This window comes from Salinibacterium sp. G-O1 (assembly GCF_030063305.1).
In the GTDB taxonomy this organism is placed as follows: Bacteria; Actinomycetota; Actinomycetes; order Actinomycetales; family Microbacteriaceae; genus Rhodoglobus.
Genome location: NZ_JASISV010000002.1, coordinates 363,866 through 382,477, shown reverse-complemented (window position 1 = coordinate 382,477; position 18,612 = coordinate 363,866). Strand labels below are relative to the sequence as shown.

Genomic DNA, 18,612 nt, shown 5'->3' with positions numbered 1-18,612 from the left:
GAATCGACCGCAGCGGTGTTACTGGATCGTGAGGCCGGTGATGGATGTGGCGACCACGGGTGCTCCATCAGCAGCACCGTCGGCTACTCCAGCATCAGCGATCGCGGCTACGAACTGGTCGAGTCCACTCGTGATGTTCCCGACAATCGTGTAGCCACCGACTGTGTCGTCGGGAAGGGTCGCATCTGCGAACACGATGAAGAACTGGCGGCCGTTGCTGTAGGCGTCGTTGCCGGAGCGTGCCATGGCGATCGTGCCGGCGGGATAGACGCCGCTCGCGGCGGTGTTCTCGAGCGGGCCAAAGCTGTAGCTGGGGTCCGAGGCACCCGTGCCATCGAGCGATCCGCACTGGATGAGGCCTGCGGATTCGGTCGACACGAGTCGGTGGCAGGACTTGCCGATGTAGTAGCCACTTTGCGCGTCGGTCACGATCGATGCGACGGCCTGCGGGGCCAGGGCGCCGTCGAGCGTTATTCCCAGCGGCACATCGTTGAGGGTGAGCTCGCCCGTCCAGGTGCGGGCTTCCGCAACTGACGGATCTGGCACGTCGCCAACATTCTGTTGTTCCGGCGCCGGAGTCTCGATGGCCTCGGGTGTGGCAGAGGGTACGGGAGTTGCCGTGCCGGGTCCGCCGTTGAAATAGAACAACTGGGCGCCGGTGGCCAGAGCAGCGATGGCCAGAACGCCTATGACGGCAACGATGTTGTCACGAGTGCGGCGCTTGCGGCCCTGCTCGTGGACAGTCTGCCTGGCGTTGTAGCGACGCAGACGTTCGCGTGCCTCGCGGGCCTCGCGCTCGGTGCTCTTACTCGATGCCACGGCTAACTCCTTATGTGGGCAAAACTGCGGTGAAGGTATGGTGCAGTGCTGCGCCCGCCCCTGAGAACTTTACGATATCCGCCGTAGTCGGTTGCCCCGGTTAGCATTGCCGAATGGACAGTGGCCCCGGATTGCGTAGCGGCGCCACCCCACTGGCGGTACGAATGCGGCCGATGAGCCTCGATGAGGTCGCCGGTCAGAAGCATCTTCTTACTCCGGGTTCACCGCTGGTGAGCCTCGCCTCAGATAAGACCGGCGAGCAGGGCTCCGTCTCGATCATCCTGTGGGGTCCGCCGGGAACGGGCAAAACAACCCTGGCGAAAGCCATCGCGCACAGCTCCGGCCGCAAGTTTGTCGAGCTCTCTGCGGTGACCGCCGGCGTTCGCGACGTCAGGCAGGTCATGGAGGAGGCGCTGGCGAGCCGAGACCTTTACGGGCTGACCACCGTGCTGTTTCTCGACGAGATCCACCGGTTCACCAAGGCTCAGCAGGACGCGCTGCTTCCGGGCGTGGAGAACGGCTGGGTCATCCTGATTGCTGCCACGACAGAGAATCCGTCGTTCTCGGTGATCTCGCCGCTGCTGTCGCGATCGCTGCTCCTCACTCTCGAGCAGTTGGATGAGACCGATCTTGGCGCCCTGATCGACAGGGCTCTCGGTGACGCTCGCGGCCTTCGCGATGCGGTGGAGCTCGAGGCCGATGCCAGGGCGGCGATCATCCGGATGTCGTCGGGCGACGCGAGACGAGCACTGACCGCCCTTGAGGCGTCTGCGCTGGCGGCGAGCTCTTCTCACGCAGGCGATGGCAAACCCGTCGTGACGGCAGACATCGTGGCGATGGCCGTCGACCGTGCGTTGCTTCGCTATGACCGGCAGGGCGACGAGCACTACGACGTCATCAGCGCCTTCATCAAATCCATCCGTGGTTCTGATGTGGATGCCGCCCTGCACTACCTGGCCCGAATGATCGAGGCGGGAGAAGACCCGAGGTTCATCGCACGACGGGTGATCATCTCCGCAGCGGAAGACATCGGCATGGCCGACCCGCAGGCGCTGCTGATCGCCATGGCTGCGGCCGACGCCGTGCAGCTCATCGGCATGCCGGAAGGGCGCATCCCTCTCGCCGAGGCCGTGGTCTACCTGGCGACAGCCCCGAAATCCAACGCCGCCTATGTGGCACTTGATGCCGCGATCGCCGACGTGCGCGCCGGCAAGATCGGCCGCGTGCCCAAGCCCCTGCGTGACGCGCACTACCCAGGCGCAAAGCGTCTGGGTCACGGTAAGGGCTACAAGTATTCGCACGATTCCGACTTCGGGGTGGTGCAGCAGCAGTACCTGCCCGACGAGCTCAAGGGCACCGATTACTACCAGCCGACAAACAACGGCAACGAACGCGACGTTTCGGCGCGACTCGAGAAGCTGCGGAGCATCATCAGGGGGAAGTGATCCTCATAGCTCCAGCGCGCATGCTAGTCTTATCGCTGCTCAAGACCTGATTTCTGCGCGCGGCTGCAACGAAATCGCTGGTCGAGGAACAACGGTCTGTAGCCGACCGGGTTTCGCAGGGCAATTCCCTCTACTTTCACGGCGCGCTTTTGAAGCACATGTTTTGCGCGCGCATGCGTGCGCGCGAGCATCCGTCTCCACTATTCACTGACAGTAAGGAAACCGTGTCTACTAAGTCACGTACTCGCAGCAAGACCCGCCTTTCGCGTGCTCTGGGCATCGCCCTGACCCCGAAGGCAGCCAAGTACCTCGAGAAGCGTCCGTACGCTCCGGGTGAGCACGGCCGCACCAAGCGCAAGCAGGACAGCGACTACGCCGTCCGTCTGCGCGAGAAGCAGCGTCTGCGCGCCCAGTACGGCATCCGCGAAGCTCAGCTCAAGATCCAGTTCGAAGAAGCCCGCAAGGCAGCCGGCCTGACCGGTGAGAACCTGGTTGAGCAGCTCGAGATGCGACTCGACGCCATCCTCGTTCGCTCCGCGATCGCCCGCACCACTGCGCAGTCGCGCCAGATGGTTGTTCACCGCCACATCCTCGTTGACGGCCAGCTCGTCGACCGTCCCTCGTTCCGCGTCAAGCCAGGCCAGCTCGTTCACGTTAAGGCGAAGAGCGAAGGCATGGAGATCTTCCAGGTCGCCGCTGCCGGTGGACACGTTGACGTACTGCCGAAGACCCCGGGCTACCTCGAGGTCGAAATCGACAAGCTGCAGGCACGACTCGTTCGTCGCCCGAAGCGCGCCGAGGTTCCCGTGACCTGTGAAGTTCAGCTCGTCGTGGAGTACTACGCGGCTCGCTAACGCTGAGCAGTTACTGTGGGAGCGGGTCATCGCGAGATGGCCCGCTTCTTCCGTTAACGAGGGGACATCGAATGACTGGTGGAGACATCGCAGGCCTTATCGCCGCAGGAGTATTCGCGATCCTGGTGGGTTTCCTCGCGATCCCGCTGATCAAGCTGGGGCGGGTGTTCGATGAGACGAGCGCCGCAATTCGTGAGGCCAGTGAGAACATCACACCGCTTCTGGAGGAAGCGACCACAACGATCAGCGAGACGAACAAGCAGATCGCGAGAGTCGACTCGATCACCAGCAGCGTCGATGAGGCCACAAAGAATCTCTCGTCGCTCGTGGCACTCTTCGCGGCCAGCGTGGGCCGACCAATGATCAAAATCGCTGGCTTCTCGGCCGGTGTCCGCGCCGCGATCACCGGTGGTCGACCGCGCGCCAGCCGAGCCACGCCGAAGAACTAAACTGATGCTTCAGCATCGCCCAGTTCGATCACACTCACCCAAGGAGCAACCATGAAGAGCCTCGTTCTTGTTCTCGTCGGCGTCGCGGTCGGATTCCTGGTCGCTCACACTATGGCGAAGACCCCGGAGGGAAAGCAATTCTTCGCGGATGTCGACTCCCGTGCCCGCGAATTCGGCCGTGCTGTGGTCGACGGGTACAAGGCTCGTGAGTCTGAATTGCGCTCGGCCGTGTCCGACGCTGAAGACCTCATCGCCGACATCCAACGAAGCCGCTGAACTCTGACAGACTCGATCACCGGGTCTCGCCGCTCACTACCAACCGGGACCTTCTATGCAAACCGCAGACATCCAGAGCCGCTGGCTGAACTTTTTCGGGGACCGTGGTCACACCATCGTTCCCTCCGCGTCGCTCGTCAGTGACGACCCGACACTGCTCTTCACCGTCGCCGGCATGGTGCCGTTCGTCCCGTACCTGACGGGGCTCGTTCCCGCGCCATACCCACGCGCAACGAGCGTGCAGAAATGCATCAGGACGCTCGACATCGAAGAGGTCGGCAAGACTCCGCGGCACGGCACGTTCTTCCAGATGAACGGCAACTTCTCGTTCGGCGACTACTTCAAGGAGCAGGCGATCGAATATGCGTGGGATCTTCTCACGAACACCGAATCGGCCGGCGGCTTCGGATTCGACGAGAAAGACCTGTGGGTCACCGTCTATGAGGACGACGATGACGCGGTGAACTTCTGGAAGAAGAAGGCGGGGCTCCCCGACGAGCGCATCCAGCGCCTCGGCATGGACACCAACTATTGGTCCACCGGCCAGCCGGGCCCTGCAGGGCCCTGCTCGGAGATCTTCTTCGACCGTGGACCGTCCTACGGCCGGGACGGCGGGCCGGCGACAGACGACGACCGCTACGTCGAAATCTGGAACCTCGTCTTCATGCAGTACCTCCGCGGTGAGGGCAGCGGCAAGAACTTCGAGATCCTGGGCGAGCTGCCCAGTCAGAACATCGACACCGGCATGGGCATGGAACGCGTCGCGTTCATCAAGCAGGGCGTCGAGAACATGTACGAAATCGACCAGGTGCGTCCCGTGCTCGACAAGGCAGCGGAACTCTCGCGCCGCAAGTACGGCGCAGGCCACGAAGACGATGTCAGGATGCGCGTCATCGCAGACCACGTCCGCTCGAGCATGATGCTGATGTCAGACGGTGTCACGCCGGCGAACGAGGGGCGCGGCTACATCCTGCGCCGACTGCTGAGGCGCACCGTCCGCTCGATGCGGTTGCTCGGTGTCGAAGACCCGACGTTTGCAGAGCTGTTCCCGGCGTCGCGTGACGCGATGAAGGCGCAGTACCCCGAGGTAGCGACCGACTTCGACCGCATCTCACGACTCGCCCTGGCCGAGGAGGAGACGTTCCTGCGCACCCTCGCAAGCGGAACCACGATTCTGGATGTCGCGGTCTCGCGCACACAGCAGGCAGGGGCCGCGCAACTGCCGACAGATACCGCGTTCCTGCTGCACGACACGTACGGCTTCCCGATCGACCTCACGCTGGAGATCGCGGAAGAGGCCGGGCTCAGCATCGACCGCACCGGCTTCGACGCGCTGATGAACCACCAGCGAACCATGGCGAAGGCCGACGCGAAGTCGAAGAAGCAGCACCTCGCAGACCTCTCGGTGTACAGCGCATTCCGCGCGAAGGGCGAGACCGTCTTCACGGGCTACGACTTCCTCGACACCGAGTCGACCGTGCTGGGGCTCATCGTCGATGGTGCGTCAGTCACCTCGGCAACGTCGGGTCAGATTGCCGAGGTCATCCTCGCGGAAACATCGCTCTACCCGGAATCGGGTGGTCAGGAGGCTGACGCTGGCACGATCGTCGGCCGCGGATTCGAGCTGGAAGTGCTCGATGTTCAACGCCCGGTGAAGGGACTCGTCAGCCACAAGGTGCAGGTCACCTCCGGCGAGGTCGGAGTGGGGGACGCCGCCACGAGCGTCGTCGATCCGGAGTGGCGCCGTGGTGCCACCCAGGCGCACTCTGCCACCCACCTCATCCATGCCGCGTTGCGCCAGATTCTCGGCCCGCAGGCACACCAGTCCGGCTCCTACAACAAGTCCGGCTACATGCGCCTCGACTTCTCATGGACCTCGGCGCTGTCCGCAGCAACCAAGAGCGAGATCGAAGAGGTTGCCAACAATGCCGTCAGGGACAACCTCGAGGTAACGACGCGCATCCTGCCCATCGATGAGGCAAAAGCGCTCGGTGCGATGGCGTTGTTCAGCGAGAAGTACGGCGAGACCGTGCGAGTGGTCGACATCGGGGGACCGTGGTCGCTTGAGCTGTGTGCCGGCACTCACGTGTCGCGCTCGGCGGAGGTCGGTCTCATCAGCCTCATCGGTGAATCCTCGGTCGGGTCATCCAACCGGCGCATCGAGTCTCTCGTAGGACTGGACGCGTTCCGAGACCTCGCGGCAGAGCGAGCAATCGTGTCGGAGCTGACATCGACGCTCAAGACCCCGCGGGAGCACCTCCCGGAACGCATCAGCTCGCTCGTGGCCGAACTGAAGGCCGCCGAGAAGAAGATTGCGGAATTCGAGGCAGGGCAGTTGTCGCAACGGATCCCGGCCATCGTCGCCAACGCACGCCAGGCCGGCGGAATCGTTGTTGTCGCCGAGAACATCGGCAGCGTCGCATCGAGCGATGATGTGCGCTCACTGGTAGCGGGAGTGCGCGATCGTCTCGGCAACGAGGCATCGGTCGTCGCGCTGGCGGCAGATGTTGCGGGCAAGCCTGCGATCATCGTCGCGACGAACGAGGCATCCAGGGCCGCGGGACACAGGGCTGGCGCCATGGCGAAGGTCGCGGCCGGAGTGCTCGGCGGCGGCGGCGGCGGAAAAGATGACATTGCGCAGGGTGGTGGGTCGGACGTCTCCGCCATCGGTGCTGCTCTCGATGCAGTAGTTGCGGCAGTGTCGCGATAGTGCGTTCCGGGGTGCGGCTGGGTATCGATGTCGGGAAGGTGCGCATCGGTGTCGCGCGGAGTGACCTGCACGGAATGCTTGCCACGCCCGTCGAGACCGTGCCCAGAGGCAGCGGGGATCTCGCGAGGATCGCGGACATTGTGCGCGAAATCGAGGCGTCTGAGATCGTGGTCGGACTGCCGATTGCACTATCGGGACGGGACACACCGTCGACGGGTGACGCTCGTGACTTTGCCCGCGAGATTGCGCGCACCATCGCGCTGCCGGTTCGACTCGTCGACGAAAGGCTGTCGACAGTGTCGGCAAACTCTGCGCTCCGCGCATCCGGCAGAAATGCCAGAAATTCCCGATCGGTAGTCGATCAGGTTGCCGCCGTTATAATTTTGCAACATGCCCTCGACTTTGAGCGCTCGGCTGGTTCACCTCCAGGCGTCGTCGTAGACACCACCGAAGGATCGTAAAACCATGGCCAACGAGCCGAGCTGGGACGACATCTTCACAGGCCAGCCACCGACTGCACCTGCAGCTCGACAGGCAGCCCCTGAGCCTGAGCCGACCGAGTTCGACTCGTTCGCGCAGCTCTTTGGTGCGCCAGAAGAACCCGCAACACCCGCAGAAACACTGACGCCCGCCGCTGGGCAGGATGACGCGCCGGTCAGTCGTCGCGCCGCTCGGGAGAGCGCGGGGCGGGGCCGACAGGGCTCCGGTGGCGGATCGCGCGGCGGTTCCGGTGGTCTCCGCGATAATGGCGGACCCGGCAAGCGCAAGTTTCTCTGGTTGAAGATCACTCTGCCCATCGTGCTTGTGCTGGGCTCGCTCGCGGGCGTGGCCGCCTACGGATGGTTTACCTACAACGATCAGGTGCGCGAGCTGCTCGGCATCCAACTTCCCAACGACTACGAGGGTTCCGGCAACGGCGAAGAGGTCATCGTCACCGTGAGGTCCGGCGACATCGGCTCAGACGTGGCGCGGGAGCTGCACGAGGCCGGGGTCACCATGACCTACGACGCCGTCTACGACTACCTGGTCGCGAATCCCGACGTGGGATTCCTCCCGGGCAACTGGCAGCTCCAGAAGATGATGAGCGCGGAATCGGCCGTCAGCGCGCTACAGGACAGCGCCAACAAGGTGACCGACAGGCTCTTGCTGCGCGAGGGAATCTCGCTGGAGACCTCCCTGGAGGTCATCGCAGAGACCACCGGACTGCCGTTGGACGAGGTGACCGCCGCGGCGTCAGACCCCCAGTCGTTCGGTCTTCCCGCGGAGGCACCGACCCTCGAGGGCTTCCTCTTCCCCGCGACCTACGAGCTCGACGGTGGCGAGACCGCCCAGGGCATCCTTCAGATGCTTGTGAACACCACCATTGCGCGACTCGATGCCGCCGGCGTTGCTCCCGAGAACCGGTACACGACTCTCATCATGGCGTCGATCATCCAGCGTGAAGCAGGATCGAACAAAGACGACTTCTATAAGATCTCGCGAGTATTCCAGAACCGGATCGATCAGGGCATCAACCTGCAGTCAGACGCGACGGTCGCCTATGGCACCGGCCGATTCGACTCGGTCTGGACCGAGCCCGAGGAGCGCGCCGACCCGTCGAACCTGTACAACACCTACGCGAACCCGGGGCTTCCGGTCGGACCCATCGGGCTGCCAGGAGATCTCGCGATCGACGCAGCGCTTCATCCGGTCGACGGCCCATGGCTGTTCTTCGTGCCGATCAACCTCGCGACGGGGGAGACTGTCTTCTCCGAGACCGCCGATGAGCATCAGGCTGCCGTCAACAAGCTGTTCGCTTGGTGCGATGCCAGCGCCGAAAACGCCACATACTGTGAGTAATCCCGACCGCTCCCGATTGGCGGTTCTTGGGTCGCCCATCTCGCACTCGCTCTCGCCGGCTATCCACCGCGCAGCGTACGACGCCCTCGGGCTCGACTGGACCTACGAATCCGCCGACGTCACCGGGGAGACCCTCGCTGCGTTCGTGGCGGCGCGAGACTCGACCTGGCGCGGCCTGTCGCTGACGATGCCGCTCAAGCGCGACATCCTGGGTCTGCTGGATTCCCGCGATGACCTGGTGGATGTCGTCGGCGCAGCAAACACCGTGCTCTTCGGCGAGGCCGGCGAACTTCGGGGTTTCAATACTGACGTGTACGGCGTGGAGCGCTCGTTCAGGGATGCTGGCATCGAGCGGCTCAGGCTCGTTCACATCCTCGGAGCCGGCGCCACGGCAGCCTCCGTCATCACCGGCGCCCAGCGCCTCGGTGCACGTCAGGTGCAGGTTTCGGCTCGCACGCCGGCGAAGGCTGGAGCACTCGTCGAGCTCGGCCACAGCATTGGCGTTGAGGTCTCCATCACGCCCTGGGGAGAGACCCTCAGCGGACACCCCGACGCCGTCGTCAGCACGGTGCCGGGAGGCGAGAGCGTCCCGGCGTTCTCCCACGAGATCCGGTCAGCCTCGGCGCTGTTCGATGTCGCGTACGATCCGTGGCCAAGCAATCTCGCCACCTCGTGGGCTGAGGCGGGCGGCACCGTCATTTCCGGGCTGGATCTGCTCGTCAACCAGGCCGTCGGCCAGATCCGGATTTTCGTTGGCGGAGACCAGACTGTCGCACTTGTGAACGAGCCTGCCGTGGTGGCAGCGATGAGGGCGGCGCTCGACCGTCGGTGAGTGCTGACGGCCACTCGCGCTATGGGAGGATTGACCCATGTTGCGTTGGTTGACGGCTGGTGAGTCGCACGGTCCCGAACTCGTCGCCATACTCGAGGGACTTCCCGCTGGTGTACCCGTGAGCCCTGAGGCGATCCAGACGGACATGCACCGTCGTTCGCTCGGCTACGGGCGTGGAGCGCGGATGAAGTTCGAACAGGACGAGCTGTCGATCAGCGGCGGGATTCGCTTCGGTGCGAGCATGGGCAGCCCGATCGCCCTGCGCATCGGCAACACCGAATGGCCGCGTTGGGTTGATGTCATGAGCGCGGTGCCCGTCGACCTCGAGGCTCTGCCGAAGGGCCGCGGCGCTGCGTTAACCCGCCCGCGACCCGGACACGCCGACCTTGTCGGAATGCAGAAGTACGACTTCCCCGAGGCGCGCAATGTGCTCGAACGCGCGAGCGCGCGCGAGACGGCGGCCAGGGTCGCGCTCGGTGCGATCGCCCGCTCATTCCTCGCTGAACTCGGAATACAGCTGGTTAGCCACACCCTGGCAGTCGGCACGGTTCGAGTGCCTGACGGATCACCCGTGCCCGGCGCCGGTGACGTGGCAACGCTCGACGCCGACCTGCTGCGCTGCTTCGACCCCGCGATATCCGCTGCCATGGTGGCGGAGGTCGACAGGGCGCACGATGACGGAGACACCCTTGGTGGAGTCGTGGAGGTGCTCGCCTACGGCCTGCCGCCGGGACTCGGCTCGTACACGCACTGGGATCGCCGGCTCGATTCGCAGCTTGCCGCAGCGATCATGGGCATCCAGGCGATCAAGGGCGTCGAAATCGGCGACGGATTCGAGACCGCCAGGCGCCGAGGATCGGAAGCGCACGACGAACTCGTGATCGGCCCGGATGGCATCACGAGGCTGAGTGACCGCGCCGGCGGAACCGAGGGTGGAATGAGCACGGGAACGCTGCTTCGCGTCCGTGCGGCCATGAAGCCGATTTCGACGGTTCCCCATGCCCTCAGGACAGTGGATGTCGCGACAGGAGCCGCCGCGGAAGCCCACCACCAGCGATCCGATGTCTGCGCGGTTCCCGCCTCCGGTGTTGTCGCGGAGGCTATGGTCGCCCTCGTGCTCGCCAATTCCGTGTTGGAGAAGTTCGGCGGAGACTCCGTGGGCGAGACCAAGCGCAACTTCGACGCCTACCTCGCCGCCATCCCGGCTGAACTCGTCACCGCGAGCTCCTCCCGCGGTGAGTGAGCCCGGCATGACCGAAAATGGGGTCGGTGCTGCGGTAGTTCTGATCGGGGCGCCGGGTGCGGGAAAGACGCGCACCGGAAAGCGACTCGCGCGGATACTCAACGTTCCCTTCATCGACACCGACAAGCGCATCGTCGCGCAGCACGGTGTCATTGCCGAGATTTTCAGCGAACACGGGGAATCACATTTTCGCTCACTGGAGCGCGAGGTGGTAGCCGAGGCTCTCTTCGAGCACGCTGTAGTAACGCTGGGCGGGGGAGCCGTGCTCGATCCCCGCACGCAGGCGGATCTTGCCCAGTATCCGGTCGTGCAGTTGACGGTGTCTGCCGGCGCCGTCGAGGCGCGGATCTCCGGGGGCAAGCGACCACTCCTCACGGGAGGCGTTGCCGCATGGCAGGCTCTCGTCGATTCACGTCAGCCGTTATACGACCGGCTCTCGGACTTCACCATCGATACGTCCAGCCAGCCGCTGGACCGGGTGGCACAGAAAATCGCACACTGGCTCGAAAGGCAGCATTCATGACCTCCACCATCATTTCCGTGGGGGGCGACAATCCCTACGATGTCGTGGTCGGCCATGGCACGCTCGCCACCATCGCAGAGCACCTCGGCACGCGCGTGGCGAAGGTGCTGATCGTGCATCCACCCACTCTGGGCGCTCGAGCCAACGCGCTGCGCGAATCACTGTCCGACCGGTACGAGGTTCTTCTGGCCGAGGTGCCTGACGCCGAAGACGCGAAACGTGTCGAGGTCGCCGCGTTCTGCTGGGGAATCATGGGCCAGACCGACTTCACGCGCACCGATGCCGTGATCGGCTTCGGCGGCGGTTCGACCACAGACCTTGCCGGTTTCGTCGCGGCGACCTGGCTGCGAGGCGTGAAACTCATCCAGTGCCCGACCAGTGTCGCCGGGATGGTGGATGCCGCAGTCGGCGGCAAAACGGGCATCAACACCGCAGAGGGCAAGAACCTGGTCGGATGCTTCTACGCTCCCGCTGCGGTCATCGCCGACTTCGACGTGCTCGACGATCTGCCTCGCAACGAGATTCTGGCCGGGTTTGCGGAGATCGTGAAGTGCGGGTTCATCGGGGAGCCCGAAATCCTTGACATCATCGAGGCGGACGTCGACCTCGTGACAGATCCGCGCAGCGCCGAGTTCCGCCGTGTAGTCGAGCTGTCGATCGGGCTAAAGGCGCGAGTGGTGAGCGAAGACTTCAAGGAGTCGGGGCTGCGGGAGATTCTGAATTACGGCCACACGCTGGGTCACGCGATCGAGCACGCCGAGCGCTACCGCTGGCGCCACGGCGCCGCCATCAGCGTGGGGATGGTGTTTGCCGCAGAACTCGGCAGGCTCGCGGGATCGCTTTCCGATGCAGTCGTCGATCGCCACAGATCCATCCTCAGCTCCCTCACGCTCCCGATCGACTATTCGCTGGGCCGCTGGAACACATTGCTCGCCACCATGCAGCGCGACAAAAAGGCGCGAGCGGGAATGATCCGGTTCATCGTGCTGGACGAGGTCGGCAAGACCTCGGTGCTTGCGGGACCCGACGAGGCAATGCTGTACGCGGCCTACCAGGAGGTCGGGGTCTGACGCCCGGGCCCAAACCAACGGTGTCACCCGTCGGTACACTCGAACCCGTGACCACAGTTCTCGTTCTCAACGGACCCAACCTCGGCCGGCTCGGCAGTCGCGAGCCCGACGTGTACGGCAGCGGCACGCTCGACGAACTTCGGGTGCGGCTCGAGGCCGAGGCCTCCGGCCTCGTCGTCGACCTGAGGCAAACCGACGACGAGGCGACTCTGATCGGCTGGTTGCATGAGGCGGTGGATTCCGGGTCACCGGTAATCCTGAACCCAGCAGCTTTCACGCACTACTCGTACGCCCTCAGCGACGCGGCAAAGCTCGTGACGGCGGCCGGCCTGATTCTGGTGGAGGTGCATCTCAGCAACCCCCACACGCGAGAACAGTTCAGGCACACGAGCGTGATCTCGTCTGTGGCCACCGGTGTCATCGCGGGGTTCGGCTTCGACTCGTACAGTCTCGCGCTGCGCCTCGTTCACTCGAGGCTCAGCTAGCACGTAGAATCGATGGTCGGTCTCGACCAATCGACACAAACGAACGGAAAACTCCCATGGCCTCTACCGCTGACATCAAGAACGGCGTCGTTCTCAACATGGACGGCCAGCTGTGGACCGTCATCGATTTTCAGCACGTCAAGCCTGGCAAGGGTGGCGCCTTCGTGCGCACGAAGGTCAAGAACGTGATGAGCGGCAAGGTCGTCGACCGCACGTTCAACGCCGGTGCGAAGATCGAGACCGAGGTCGTCGACCGCGCTGACTTCCAGTACCTGTACAAAGACGGCGAGAACTACGTCTTCATGGATATCGGCAACTACGACCAGATCACACTCTCACCGGCCAACGTCGGTGACGCTCCCAACTTCATGCTCGAGAACCAGAACGTCACGATCGCGCTGCACAACGGCAACCCGCTCTACGTCGAGCTCCCCGCATCCGTCACGCTCGAGATCACATACACCGAGCCCGGCCTTCAGGGCGACCGGTCGACCGGTGGCACGAAGCCGGCCACCGTGGAGACCGGCTACCAGATCCAGGTGCCGTTGTTCCTCGAACAGGGCACCAAGGTCAAGGTCGACACCCGCGATGGCTCATACCTCGGCCGAGTCAACGACTAATGGGAGCACGTACCAAGTCGCGCAAGCGCGCCCTCGACGTGCTCTACGGAGCAGATGTGCGTGAGGAGTCGATCAATGCGATCCTCGCCGCCGAGCAGGCTCGTGCCGACAGCGACACCAAACGCTCGTCGTCATGGCCGTACGCTCGCGACATCGTCATCGGCATCACCGAACACGGCGACGAGATCGACGAACTGATCGAGACCTACTCGCAGGACTGGACGCTGGCCCGCATGCCCGCGATCGATCGTGCTCTTCTTCGCATGGGTGTGTGGGAAATTCTGTACAACTCCGAGGTGCCGGACAGCGTTGCCATCTCAGAAGCCGTTGAGTCGGCGAAACTGCACAGCACCGAGGATTCCGCGGGATTCGTCAACGGCCTGCTCGGGCGGATTGCGGCGAGTCGCGCCTGATCTTTAGCGGCTGAGGCCCGGCATTTCGGGCCTGTCACGCGAAGAATGACGCAGCGTTACGCGGAGGATGACGCAGCGTTACGTGTGAAATGCTGTCCGACCGGGCGCACGCCGTAACGTGCAGGAATGACCTCACCAGCAGCCATCTCCAGCACCAGTGCCGCGGCGCTGTCGGTGACTCTCGACGACATCGGCCGGACTTTTCCGGGCGCCACTCGGGCAGACGCACCGCGACGGGTGCTCCGAGAGGTCTCGCTCGAAATCGCAGCGGGCGAGATTGTGGCGCTGATCGGGGCGTCCGGCAGCGGAAAGTCCACACTCCTTCGCCAGGTTGGCGGTCTCGACGCACCTGACGCTGGCTCCGTGCTGATCGGCGGCAGCGCCCTCACCGGCGCCGACCAGCGCTGCGCCGTCGCCTTCCAGGAGCCACGATTGCTTCCGTGGCGGAGCATCGAGGCCAACGTCGATCTCGGGCTTCCGCATGGCATTCCCCGCGCCGAACGCAAAGCCAGGGTTGCCGAGTTGCTTGCCCTGGTTCAGCTGACGGATGCCGCCCAGCTTCGACCGCGCCAGATCTCCGGCGGGATGGCGCAGCGTGCCTCCCTCGCCCGGGCTCTCGCTCGCGGACCGGGGGTGTTGCTTCTCGACGAGCCGTTTGGCGCGCTGGATGCCCTCACCCGACTCACCATGCAGGACCTGCTGCTGGACATCCACGCCGCAGAGCCAGCCACGATCCTGTTCGTGACCCACGATGTCGACGAGGCCCTGTACCTGGCCGATCGCGTGGTGCTGCTGGGCGTCGAGCCCGGCTACGCGAACAACTCCGGCGCGGTCATCCGCTCCGTCATTACCGTTCCGGGGGCGCGGCCGCGAGATCGCGGCAATTCGTCCTTGGCGCACCTGCGCGGCGAGCTCCTTGAGGGCCTCGGCGTGTCCACCCATCACCCAGCACACACATTCTGAGGAAAACATGAGCAAGAAGAAGTTTCTGCCCCTGATCGCTCTCGCCGCAACGGTAGCAATCACACTGTCTGCCTGCGCCGGTGAGGGCTCGAGTGCCGTCGCGGAGCCCAAACCCGCCAGCACAGCCTCGGGCGAGTGGAGCGCCGATGTGCTGAACATCGACTTCGCCACCTACAACCCGCTCAGCCTGATCATCAAGGAGAAGGGCTGGCTCGAAGACGCCACAGACGGAAAAGTGACGGTCAACTGGGTTCAGTCCGGCGGCTCGAACAAGGCGAACGAGGCGCTCAGGGCCGGCGCCATTGACGTCGGGTCGACCGCGGGATCGGCAGCGTTGCTCGCCAGGTCCAACGGGTCGCCCATTCAGACGGTGGATGTCTATTCTCAGCCGAACTGGTCTGCAATCCTCGTTCCGGCAGGATCGTCAGTCACCTCTGTCGCCGAACTCAAGGGCAGGTCGATCGCGGCGACGAAGGGAACTGACCCGTACTTCTTCCTGCTGCAAACGCTCGGCGAAGCCGGGCTCAGTCTCGATGACGTCACGGTGCAGAACCTGCAGCACGCCGACGGGAAGGCAGCTCTCGAGTCCGGTGCCGTTGACGCGTGGGCGGGGCTTGACCCGCTGCTGTCGTCGAGCGTCGCGACAGCAGGCTCGAAGATCATCTACGACAACATCGACTTCAACAGCTACGGCTTCCTCAACGCGACCGAGAGCTTCATCGAGAAGTCCCCGGATCTGCTTCAGTTGGTCATCGATGCCTACGAAACTGCTCGTGAGTACGCCATCGCGAATCCGGAGGAGACCGCAGACATCCTCGCATCGGTCGCCGGAATCGACCCGGCCATCGCTACAGCAGTGATCGCCGATCGCACCAACCTCGGGGTCGACCCTAAGCCCGGCAAGAAGCAGCACGACGTGCTCGCGTTCATCGGGCCGATCTTCGTCGAGTCCGGAGATGTCGCCAGTCAGGATCTGATCGACGCGGCGCTCGACTCGCTCTTCAACACCGAGTTCGTCGACAAGGCAGACACCTCGACCATTGGCTAACTCCACCATTCAGCGCAACTTCGCGGCCGACTCGATCACCGAGCCGGCCGCGAGGCGTGCGCAACGCAGTTCCCGACCGGTGATGGCGGCGTTGGGCTTCCTGCTGCCGGTGCTGTTGCTGGGCGGCTGGCAGGTCATCGCCGTGACCGGCATCGTGCCCGCCTATCGGCTGCCGTCACCCACGAGCGTCTTTCTTGCTGGAGTCGACCTCGCTGAGCGGGGCCAGCTTGGGCAATTTGTGGGCATCTCGGTGCAGCGCGTGCTGATCGGATTTGTCGCCGGTGCCACGATCGGGCTCGTCCTGGGTTCGCTCGTTGGACTGTCCAGAGTTGCCAGCGCCGCGCTGGCGCCCACCATCGGAGCGTTCAGGGCGGTTCCATCGCTGGCCTGGGTGCCCTTGCTCATCCTGTATCTCGGCATCAACGAAGACTCGAAAGTCACGCTGATCGCCATCGGCGCGCTCTTCCCGGTCTACACGACCGTCGCTGGCGCGCTGCGCCATGTCGATCCGCACCTCGTCGAGCTGGGTCGTGCCTACGGCCTGACCAGACTCCAGCTGCTCCAGCAGGTGCAGCTGCCTGCCGTCGTTCCCAGCATCGTGTCAGGGCTCAGGCTCGCACTGGCGCAGTCGTGGCTGTTTCTCGTCGCGGCGGAGTTGATCGCGGCATCCATGGGCCTCGGATTCCTGCTGAGCGACTCGGCCAACAATGGACGCCTCGACCGCACCTTCCTCGCGATTGTGCTGCTCGCGGTGCTCGGCAAGACGTCGGATGCCCTCATCGGGCTGCTCGAGAGGTACCTTCTCAAGCGCTGGACCTAGTGGGGGAGAACCAGCATCACCGCGAGGATGAGCATCACCACAGCGATGCTGAGGTCGAGGATGCGCCAGGCCATCGGTTTGGCGAAAAGCCCCCGCAGCAGCCTCGCCCCGAAACCCAGGGCCGTGAACCACGCCACGCTGGCGACGATGGCTCCGGCGGCGAACCACCAGCGACCCGAGCTGCCATGGGCCGTTGACAGCGAGCCCAGGAGCAGCACGGTGTCCAGATAGACGTGGGGGTTCAGCCAGGTCAGCGCGACAGCCGTTCCCACCGCGGCCACGAGGCTCATCGCGTCGCCTTTGCCCACGACGAGGGCTGCCGGCCGGATGGCCCTGCGAGCGGCGAAGATCGCGTAGCCGACGAGGAAGGCAGCACCGATCCACCGCACGATTTCCAGCACAACGGGCGCCGCCGTGACGAGGGTGCCGATCCCGGCCACCCCGAGAGCGATGAGGACGGCATCCGATGCAGCGCACACCACCACGATCGGCAGCACGTGTTCTCGTCGGATTCCCTGCCGCAGCACGAAGGCATTCTGGGCGCCGATCGCAATGATGAGGGCGGCGCCGGAGAGGAAACCAGCGACGACGGCGGAAATGATCACTCCTGAAAGATAGGGGTCGGCCACCACCCAGTCCAGTCGAGCCAGCCGTGCTGCGCGAGGCCGGTATAGTGTTCGAAACAGACATCCTTTAAATTCCGTCCAGAGAGACGGGGAAGGAGGTCAGAATGACTGCACGCCACGTGCTGCAGCAGGCTGATATCACCCGGGCGTTGACTCGCATCTCACACGAGATCCTTGAGTCCAACCGTGGATCGGCCGGGCTCGTCATTCTGGGAATTCCCACCCGTGGCGTCACCATCGCGACGCGCCTCGGAGCGATCCTGAATTCCATCGAGCCGGGAACGGTCAGCGTCGGCGCCCTCGACGTGACCATGTACCGGGACGACCTCTCGAGGAATCCCACCAGGGCGCCAAGCCCCACAAACATTCCCGATGGCGGCATCGACGGCAAGACCGTGGTGCTGGTCGACGACGTGCTCTACTCGGGACGCACCATCCGGTCGGCGCTCGATGCCCTGAATGACCTCGGACGACCGCGCGCAGTCAGGCTCGCGGTACTGGTCGACCGTGGTCATCGCGAACTGCCGATCAGGGCGGATTTCGTGGGAAAGAATCTGCCAACCTCGACATCGGAGCGCATTATGGTTCGCCTGTCAGAGATCGACGGCGTCGACGAGGTGACCATCGAATGAGGCACCTGCTCTCGACCAAAGATGTCTCGCGCGACGAGGCCATCGCCATCCTGGACATCGCGGAAGACATGGCGGATGTCGCCCACCGCGAGGTCAAGAAGCTCCCGACCCTGCGCGGCAAGACCGTCGTCAACCTCTTCTTCGAGGATTCCACGCGCACCCGGGTGTCATTCGAGGTGGCTGCGAAACGACTCAGCGCCGACGTCATCAACTTCAGCGCGAAAGGTTCGAGCGTTTCGAAAGGCGAGAGCCTAAAAGACACCGCGCAGACTCTCGCCGCGATGGGCGCGGACGCCGTGGTCATCAGGCACGGGGCATCCGGAGCACCCAGGGTCCTGGCCGACAGCGGCTGGATCGACGCCGGCATCGTGAACGCCGGCGACGGCACTCATGAGCACCCGACGCAGGCGCTGCTCGACGCTTTCACGATTCGCAAACGACTGCACGGCGCAGGGTCGCGGGGCCGCGGTCTCGACGGTGTGAGCGTGGCGATTGTCGGCGACATCCTGCACTCCCGCGTCGCGCGGTCCAACCTGTGGCTGCTGACCACGCTCGGCGCCACCGTGCAGCTCGTCGCCCCGGCGACCCTCCTGCCCGTCAGCACGGCCGGCTGGCCAGCAACCGTCACCTACGATCTGGATGCGGCGATCGACGCCGGTCCCGACGTCGTCATGATGCTGCGCATCCAGGCCGAGCGCATGAATGCGGCGTTCTTCCCGAACGCCCGCGAGTACAGCAAGCAGTGGGGACTCGACGACGAACGCGTTGGACGCCTTCCTGCGGCTAGCATTGTTATGCACCCTGGGCCGATGAATCGCGGTCTCGAGATCTCGTCCGGCGCAGCGGACTCGGCGCAATCGACAGTGCTGGAACAAGTCGCCAACGGGGTATCAATAAGGATGGCCGTGTTGTATCACCTGCTTTCTGGAACCACGGAGGCGTAAC

At 64.3% G+C, this 18,612-nt stretch carries 21 protein-coding genes; 19 read left to right on the top strand and 2 right to left on the bottom strand.

Annotated elements, in window-relative coordinates; translation table 11 throughout:
- Nucleotides 1-18: 18 nt before the first annotated feature.
- Nucleotides 19-819 carry a peptidylprolyl isomerase gene (locus tag QMG83_RS08225; RefSeq protein ID WP_283504890.1) on the bottom strand — a complete coding sequence of 267 codons (801 nt, stop codon included), beginning with the start codon at nt 817-819 and terminating at the stop codon, nt 19-21.
- 113 nt (nt 820-932) lie between these two features.
- Between QMG83_RS08225 and QMG83_RS08220 the strand changes: the two genes are divergently transcribed.
- From QMG83_RS08220 to QMG83_RS08140, 17 genes are all read left to right on the top strand, one after another.
- On the top strand, nt 933-2,264 hold the full coding sequence (locus tag QMG83_RS08220) for a replication-associated recombination protein A (RefSeq protein ID WP_283504889.1): 1,332 nt from the start codon (nt 933-935) through the stop codon (nt 2,262-2,264).
- Between the two features lie 224 nt (nt 2,265-2,488).
- Nucleotides 2,489-3,118: a 30S ribosomal protein S4 gene (rpsD, locus tag QMG83_RS08215; RefSeq protein ID WP_283504888.1), complete on the top strand. Its 630-nt coding sequence runs from the start codon at nt 2,489-2,491 to the stop codon at nt 3,116-3,118.
- A gap of 71 nt (nt 3,119-3,189) precedes the next feature.
- Complete coding sequence (locus tag QMG83_RS08210; RefSeq protein WP_283504887.1) at nt 3,190-3,567, top strand: DUF948 domain-containing protein; 378 nt, start codon at nt 3,190-3,192, stop codon at nt 3,565-3,567.
- Nucleotides 3,568-3,618: 51 nt separating this feature from the next.
- Nucleotides 3,619-3,843, top strand: coding sequence for a hypothetical protein (locus QMG83_RS08205; protein ID WP_283504886.1), 225 nt, complete (start codon nt 3,619-3,621; stop codon nt 3,841-3,843).
- 55 nt (nt 3,844-3,898) lie between these two features.
- Nucleotides 3,899-6,553 carry an alanine--tRNA ligase gene (gene alaS, locus QMG83_RS08200; protein WP_283504885.1) on the top strand — a complete coding sequence of 885 codons (2,655 nt, stop codon included), beginning with the start codon at nt 3,899-3,901 and terminating at the stop codon, nt 6,551-6,553.
- Nucleotides 6,553-7,014: a Holliday junction resolvase RuvX gene (gene ruvX, locus QMG83_RS08195; RefSeq protein ID WP_283504884.1), complete on the top strand. Its 462-nt coding sequence runs from the start codon at nt 6,553-6,555 to the stop codon at nt 7,012-7,014. Before alaS ends, ruvX begins: the two co-directional genes overlap by 1 nt.
- Before the next feature lie 4 nt (nt 7,015-7,018).
- Nucleotides 7,019-8,392: an endolytic transglycosylase MltG gene (gene mltG, locus QMG83_RS08190; RefSeq protein WP_283504883.1), complete on the top strand. Its 1,374-nt coding sequence runs from the start codon at nt 7,019-7,021 to the stop codon at nt 8,390-8,392.
- Complete coding sequence (locus QMG83_RS08185; RefSeq protein WP_283504882.1) at nt 8,385-9,224, top strand: shikimate dehydrogenase; 840 nt, start codon at nt 8,385-8,387, stop codon at nt 9,222-9,224. The genes mltG and QMG83_RS08185 overlap by 8 nt, the downstream gene beginning before the upstream one ends.
- Before the next feature lie 37 nt (nt 9,225-9,261).
- Nucleotides 9,262-10,467, top strand: a complete 1,206-nt coding sequence (aroC, locus tag QMG83_RS08180; RefSeq protein WP_283504881.1) for a chorismate synthase — start codon at nt 9,262-9,264, stop codon at nt 10,465-10,467.
- A gap of 7 nt (nt 10,468-10,474) precedes the next feature.
- The gene (locus QMG83_RS08175; RefSeq protein ID WP_283504880.1) at nt 10,475-10,990 is read left to right on the top strand and encodes a shikimate kinase; all 516 of its coding nucleotides are present in this window, start codon (nt 10,475-10,477) and stop codon (nt 10,988-10,990) included.
- Complete coding sequence (gene aroB, locus QMG83_RS08170; protein WP_283504879.1) at nt 10,987-12,060, top strand: 3-dehydroquinate synthase; 1,074 nt, start codon at nt 10,987-10,989, stop codon at nt 12,058-12,060. The genes QMG83_RS08175 and aroB overlap by 4 nt, the downstream gene beginning before the upstream one ends.
- A gap of 47 nt (nt 12,061-12,107) precedes the next feature.
- Complete coding sequence (locus QMG83_RS08165; RefSeq protein WP_283504878.1) at nt 12,108-12,545, top strand: type II 3-dehydroquinate dehydratase; 438 nt, start codon at nt 12,108-12,110, stop codon at nt 12,543-12,545.
- Nucleotides 12,546-12,601: 56 nt separating this feature from the next.
- Nucleotides 12,602-13,165 (top strand): elongation factor P, encoded by a 564-nt coding sequence (efp, locus tag QMG83_RS08160; RefSeq protein WP_283504877.1) that lies wholly within the window; start codon nt 12,602-12,604, stop codon nt 13,163-13,165.
- A complete protein-coding gene (gene nusB / locus QMG83_RS08155; protein WP_283504876.1) occupies nt 13,165-13,578 on the top strand; it encodes a transcription antitermination factor NusB in 414 nt (137 codons plus the stop codon). The genes efp and nusB overlap by 1 nt, the downstream gene beginning before the upstream one ends.
- 126 nt (nt 13,579-13,704) lie before the next feature.
- The gene (locus tag QMG83_RS08150) at nt 13,705-14,541 is read left to right on the top strand and encodes an ABC transporter ATP-binding protein (protein WP_283504875.1); all 837 of its coding nucleotides are present in this window, start codon (nt 13,705-13,707) and stop codon (nt 14,539-14,541) included.
- A 7-nt stretch (nt 14,542-14,548) separates the two neighbouring features.
- Nucleotides 14,549-15,589 (top strand): aliphatic sulfonate ABC transporter substrate-binding protein, encoded by a 1,041-nt coding sequence (locus tag QMG83_RS08145; protein ID WP_283504874.1) that lies wholly within the window; start codon nt 14,549-14,551, stop codon nt 15,587-15,589.
- Entirely contained in the window at nt 15,582-16,409 is an 828-nt protein-coding gene (locus QMG83_RS08140; protein WP_502949017.1) for an ABC transporter permease, read from the top strand. Before QMG83_RS08145 ends, QMG83_RS08140 begins: the two co-directional genes overlap by 8 nt.
- Here QMG83_RS08140 and QMG83_RS08135 read toward each other — a convergent pair.
- Entirely contained in the window at nt 16,406-17,011 is a 606-nt protein-coding gene (locus QMG83_RS08135; protein ID WP_283505536.1) for a LysE/ArgO family amino acid transporter, read from the bottom strand. The genes QMG83_RS08140 and QMG83_RS08135 overlap by 4 nt on opposite strands.
- Before the next feature lie 128 nt (nt 17,012-17,139).
- On the opposite strand from QMG83_RS08135, the gene pyrR reads away from it, so the two are divergent.
- Together pyrR and QMG83_RS08125 are read left to right on the top strand one after the other, a co-directional pair.
- Nucleotides 17,140-17,667 carry a bifunctional pyr operon transcriptional regulator/uracil phosphoribosyltransferase PyrR gene (gene pyrR, locus QMG83_RS08130; RefSeq protein ID WP_283504873.1) on the top strand — a complete coding sequence of 176 codons (528 nt, stop codon included), beginning with the start codon at nt 17,140-17,142 and terminating at the stop codon, nt 17,665-17,667.
- Nucleotides 17,664-18,611, top strand: a complete 948-nt coding sequence (locus tag QMG83_RS08125; protein WP_283504872.1) for an aspartate carbamoyltransferase catalytic subunit — start codon at nt 17,664-17,666, stop codon at nt 18,609-18,611. Before pyrR ends, QMG83_RS08125 begins: the two co-directional genes overlap by 4 nt.
- Nucleotide 18,612 lies beyond the last annotated feature (1 nt).

Coding starts and splice junctions, on each gene's coding strand:
- mltG (WP_283504883.1), top strand. CDS start 7,019: ATGGCCAACGAGCCGAGCTGGGACGACATCTTCACAGGCCAGCCACCG.
- aroB (WP_283504879.1), top strand. CDS start 10,987: ATGACCTCCACCATCATTTCCGTGGGGGGCGACAATCCCTACGATGTC.
- efp (WP_283504877.1), top strand. CDS start 12,602: ATGGCCTCTACCGCTGACATCAAGAACGGCGTCGTTCTCAACATGGAC.
- alaS (WP_283504885.1), top strand. CDS start 3,899: ATGCAAACCGCAGACATCCAGAGCCGCTGGCTGAACTTTTTCGGGGAC.
- QMG83_RS08145 (WP_283504874.1), top strand. CDS start 14,549: ATGAGCAAGAAGAAGTTTCTGCCCCTGATCGCTCTCGCCGCAACGGTA.
- QMG83_RS08220 (WP_283504889.1), top strand. CDS start 933: ATGGACAGTGGCCCCGGATTGCGTAGCGGCGCCACCCCACTGGCGGTA.
- nusB (WP_283504876.1), top strand. CDS start 13,165: ATGGGAGCACGTACCAAGTCGCGCAAGCGCGCCCTCGACGTGCTCTAC.
- QMG83_RS08210 (WP_283504887.1), top strand. CDS start 3,190: ATGACTGGTGGAGACATCGCAGGCCTTATCGCCGCAGGAGTATTCGCG.
- aroC (WP_283504881.1), top strand. CDS start 9,262: ATGTTGCGTTGGTTGACGGCTGGTGAGTCGCACGGTCCCGAACTCGTC.
- QMG83_RS08125 (WP_283504872.1), top strand. CDS start 17,664: ATGAGGCACCTGCTCTCGACCAAAGATGTCTCGCGCGACGAGGCCATC.
- QMG83_RS08205 (WP_283504886.1), top strand. CDS start 3,619: ATGAAGAGCCTCGTTCTTGTTCTCGTCGGCGTCGCGGTCGGATTCCTG.
- QMG83_RS08175 (WP_283504880.1), top strand. CDS start 10,475: ATGACCGAAAATGGGGTCGGTGCTGCGGTAGTTCTGATCGGGGCGCCG.
- pyrR (WP_283504873.1), top strand. CDS start 17,140: ATGACTGCACGCCACGTGCTGCAGCAGGCTGATATCACCCGGGCGTTG.
- QMG83_RS08150 (WP_283504875.1), top strand. CDS start 13,705: ATGACCTCACCAGCAGCCATCTCCAGCACCAGTGCCGCGGCGCTGTCG.